The 3,794-nt window shown below is 36.6% G+C and carries 5 protein-coding genes; all 5 read left to right on the forward strand.

The genetic code is table 11. The features are described from left to right. The first annotated feature begins 772 nt into the window (after positions 1-772). The 5 genes from B3I52_RS09085 to B3I52_RS09105 all read left to right on the forward strand — a co-directional run bounded on the left by B3I52_RS09085 (position 773) and on the right by B3I52_RS09105 (position 3,743). Entirely contained in the window at positions 773-1,414 is a 642-nt protein-coding gene (locus B3I52_RS09085; protein WP_293300543.1) for a DUF6266 family protein, read from the forward strand. Positions 1,415-1,518: 104 nt separating this feature from the next. Continuing rightward, positions 1,519-1,788 carry a hypothetical protein gene (locus tag B3I52_RS09090; RefSeq protein ID WP_293300545.1) on the forward strand — a complete coding sequence of 90 codons (270 nt, stop codon included), beginning with the start codon at positions 1,519-1,521 and terminating at the stop codon, positions 1,786-1,788. 6 nt (positions 1,789-1,794) lie between these two features. Then, positions 1,795-2,016, forward strand: coding sequence for a hypothetical protein (locus B3I52_RS09095; RefSeq protein WP_293300546.1), 222 nt, complete (start codon positions 1,795-1,797; stop codon positions 2,014-2,016). Positions 2,017-2,326: 310 nt separating this feature from the next. Continuing rightward, positions 2,327-2,518: a hypothetical protein gene (locus B3I52_RS09100; protein ID WP_293300548.1), complete on the forward strand. Its 192-nt coding sequence runs from the start codon at positions 2,327-2,329 to the stop codon at positions 2,516-2,518. A 100-nt stretch (positions 2,519-2,618) separates the two neighbouring features. Further along, positions 2,619-3,743: a hypothetical protein gene (locus tag B3I52_RS09105; RefSeq protein ID WP_293300550.1), complete on the forward strand. Its 1,125-nt coding sequence runs from the start codon at positions 2,619-2,621 to the stop codon at positions 3,741-3,743. Positions 3,744-3,794 lie beyond the last annotated feature (51 nt).

A 3,794-nucleotide genomic window follows, 5' to 3' on the forward strand; every position in this document is an offset into this window, starting at 1 on the left:
GGTTGGGTTTGGTGGTGACACCAAACTATAGCTATGGGCTGTAGGCGGGTGTCACTACCCGCCTATGTATTTATTCTTATTGAAATTTAAGCAGTTTCTAAATCTGTAGCTATTTTTTTATTCCTTTATTTTACAGGTTGGGTTTAGTGGTGACACCAAACTATAGCTATGGGCTGTAGGCGGGTGTCACCACCCGCCTATATATTTATTCTAATTGAAATTTAAACAGCTCCTAATCATAATTAATAAATAGACATAGCATGGGCATAGACTAGTCACACTTTCGTCACACTTATGACACTTACAACTGAATATTTAGTGTTTATATTTTGAGTTTTATTATTGAAAATAGAGTAATTATAACTAACTTGTTATCAACTGTTAAATAAAGAGTTACCTATTAATGAGGAGATTTTAGGATAAGGGCTGAGGAAGGGGGCAGTTCTCAATATCATTAAGTTAATTAAACCCGTAGTGCATTATTAAGACTAAAACAAATAATTGATAATCAATTTTTTATTTAAATCCTCCCCCTGCCCCCTCCAAGAGGGGGATATACAAATCGCATAATTAAGCACCATGTGTGCCCCTTTGGAGGGGGAATTAAGGGGGAGGAATGTTGGACAATAATGTACTACGGGTTAATTTAACACGTTGGCGAGGACGCCAGCGTGCGATTTCATGTGTTGGCGTCCCCGCCAACGCTTAACTTAATGACATTGGGGCAACTCTACGGCTAACAATAGGTAAAACTGTATAAAATTTTTAGGTGATGGCAATTTTAAAAAATGGTATTAATGGCGGCTTTAGCGGAAAAATAGGCAATGTGGTAGGCAGCATGTATGGCGATAAATGCGTACTTAAAAGCAGACCTAAGCCTAGCCAAAAAAATAAGATTGGCAGTACTGCACAAAACCGGTACCGGCTGCGCTTTAAAAACCTGCACAGTTTTTTAAAGCCCCTACTCTATTTTATTAGAGTAGGTTTTAACCTAGAAGGCAGGGCCAATGAACTTTCGGCCTACAATGCTGCCAAATCTTACAATCTCTTGCATGCCGTGGCAGAAGATGGCACCCTAGATTATGCAAAGATCTTAGTAAGCAAGGGCCAATTACCCAATGCACAACAAATAGTGCTACAACAAGACGATAGCGGTTTCCATTTTTCGTGGGATAACCCACCCCTGCCGGATAACACCAGGCTTTCTGATCAGTTTATGATGCTTGCCTATCCGCTAGATAGTATAGATCTCTATTATAGCCTAAGCAGCAACCGACGTAGGCAACGGCAAGACAGCTTGCCTATCCCCGCTTACGAAAGTGGCAAAAACTTTAACATTTGGGTGGCCTTTATTTCGGATGACCGCCAAGCCATATCTAATAGCGTATATTTAGGGGAACATTGTTTTGGATAGGTTTCTCCGGGTGGAAGTTGCCCTGTTCGTTGATAATAAAATTTAATATGAATATAGTAAAACCGATAATAACTCTTTTATTCTGTCTATTGAGCTATACATGTATGGCTCAATCGGACAGTACGCTTATTTCATTCATCAAAAACTTAAATACAACCATTGAAAAAAGAATAGAAAAGGATGGGCGCAGATCTATAGGAAAACCACAAGTGGTCATATTCAGGGATACTGTGAGGCGTATAGATAGCCTATATAAATATAACCTAAAAGAGGTCAGTTCTATTACTATAAAGTTAGGGCTTTCTGAGGTTTTTTATGGATTTAATGCGAGGTACGGTATTATTTTTTTAAATGAAGAAAAAAAGAAAAACTAGCCTAATATGAAACAGACCCTTGTATTTAGAAAACTCTCTGCCGAACTGGAAGAAGTATTAATGGAAGAACTGCACACCCTAAAAGGTGGCAGCGGCGGCAACAGCGAAAACTGGCTTAATGAAGTTGAAATTATAGGAGAAGCCCCAAAAGAGGAAGAAGAGGAGGAAGAGGAACACGAGCCAGAAGAAGATCCAGAACCAAACGAAGACCCCGATAGCGGTTGGTAAGACGATGATGATTCGGAAGGAAACTCTAGTGGGCCAAGCATACAACTATCGGCATTAACCAGATTACTCTATCCTACTTTGGCAAAAGTAGTAGACGGGCTGAAAGATAAAGTTCAAAATGACACAAAACTCATGGATGCTATTAAAACCTTTACGGAATTGACCGAAACACAATACCAGTTCTTTAGACTCTGTCATTAATGAATTTGCATCTTCGAAAGTCAATGGAGCCACTAGTGGAGAAGATTTTTCAGCAGCAAAAGTAGATATTTTAGCAAATGGAGTAAGCCCTGAGGATCTTAATAATTATATGCAAAACCACTATTACTATAACAATATTGATATTAACTATGAAAGTGCACAAACATCTATTCATGTTAGCAAACCTATTTTTGCAGATTTATTTATAGGCAAAAAGGACGACACCTATATTTTTCATGCTATATTAACTGCTGGAGTAGGAAGAGGTGTAAATGTTACATGCTATGCCCCCTTTAACTGATACGTACGATTCGACTAGTGATTTAAGTGGTCTCATGAATCCAATTGCTATTGAATTGGGCAATGTTCTACCACAAGTTAATTACCTATAATAAACCTCAATGAAAAGACTTATAATTGTTCTCTTGCTCTTTATAAATGCTTCCGCATGGGGGCAAGCTAGTGTATTTCCCGAAAAATTGGCAAAAATACTTAGCCAAAGCCAAACAAAATATATTGAAATTGTAGAAAAAATAGACTCTATTACAAAAAATAACAACAAGAAAAATGCTGCTATTAAATTATATCCCGTTATAAAATTAATCTATAACAATAATGGAACTATAGATACCGATAGCGAGCAACTCGATATGGCTTTAGCGATAGACTTTGAAACGAAAAGAGTTTTCCGGTTTGATATTGGCAAAAATATTTTTGTAGAAGAAGCACGTAAAAAAATCTTCTTATCGCAAGTTGCAAAAGGTAATGTAAACCTTTTATATAATAATAATGAGTTCTTTTCTTATTTTTTCGATGTTGATAGGGAAATGGCAGATGTACTTTCAATTGCTAACCAACAGGGAACCGTAATCTTTTTTAGCAAAAAGAGTGCACAACCTTTTTCTGCAACAGAATTAATTAATAGCTCACTAGGATCTTATGAGAATTATTTAAAGTACAAAGCAGCAGAAGCACAAAGACATAAAATTGAAAAAGAAGCAGATAAAATTTTCACAGATTTTAGTTTAACAGACAATTGGCACCTGTACCAGCAATATAGAAAAACAGACACGTTAAACAGCGTTAGCCTGCTTTTGCAAGATATAAAAAAAGAGGTTACAAATGATGCTAAAATCTTAAATAAACTGGAACATGATATTTATGCCTATTTGAGAGGAAATGATACGTTGAATATAAACTTTACCGACGAACTGTATAGGGATTTACATTACCGTATTAAGGATATGGTGATTTTTATGGGAAAAGATATCTCTTCAGTGGTAAAGTCCTCTTTGGGCGATAGCCTTTATGCCAAATTTAAATACCGTGAGGAGCTCGGTTACGAGCTTCAATCACGGCTGGAAAACTCATTAAGTGCAAGATTTATAGGTGACTGGAAAAAGCTTAGAGAATTTATACCAAACAATATTAAGGTTATTTCTACAAGCCCCTTTTCTTATGTTATAAAAAACGATGAACGTACCCCATTAGAACGCCTTTATAAATTGTACAAGTTCTTTTTTTAGTAACTAGATTAAATCTAGGAATTACGGGATTAACCCGTAGTGCATTATCAA

Source organism: Pedobacter sp. UBA4863 (assembly GCF_002399615.1).
GTDB lineage: Bacteria > Bacteroidota > Bacteroidia > Sphingobacteriales > Sphingobacteriaceae > Pedobacter.